The 346-nt window shown below is 63.9% G+C and carries 1 protein-coding gene; it reads left to right on the top strand.

The annotated features are described in order from the left end of the window. Positions 1-346 (top strand): hypothetical protein (locus GSQ73_RS08295; RefSeq protein ID WP_158882951.1); only part of this gene is annotated, 346 nt, incomplete at both ends.

Raw genomic sequence — 346 nt, 5'->3', positions numbered from 1 at the left:
TCAGTGGTACCTCGACCGCCGGTGAGTTCGTGCTCGGCACGGTGGTGCAGGACAAGAGCTTCCTCGACGTGCTGGTCAGCAACATCGATCCGAGCAACACCAAGAACGACACGTTCTCGCTCGGCCTCACCGCACCGAAGTCCTCGACGTTGACATCGACGTCAACGTCAACGTCAACGTCCACTGCGGCGGCCAACCCCGTGTCGCAAATCAACGGCACGTTCTCGGCTGCCGCGTTCGCTTCGGGCCAGGCGATCGGCTTTGCCGAAGACGTCAGCGGCCTGAGCAACCTGGGCACGCTGGCCGTCTCGGCGGCGCCGGGTGCGCAGAACCTGATGAACAGCCA

The organism is Rhodanobacter sp. L36, assembly GCF_009765755.1.
Lineage (GTDB): Bacteria > Pseudomonadota > Gammaproteobacteria > Xanthomonadales > Rhodanobacteraceae > Rhodanobacter.
Note: the sequence above shows the minus strand (reverse complement) of the source record. Positions and strands in the feature narration are given on the sequence as shown.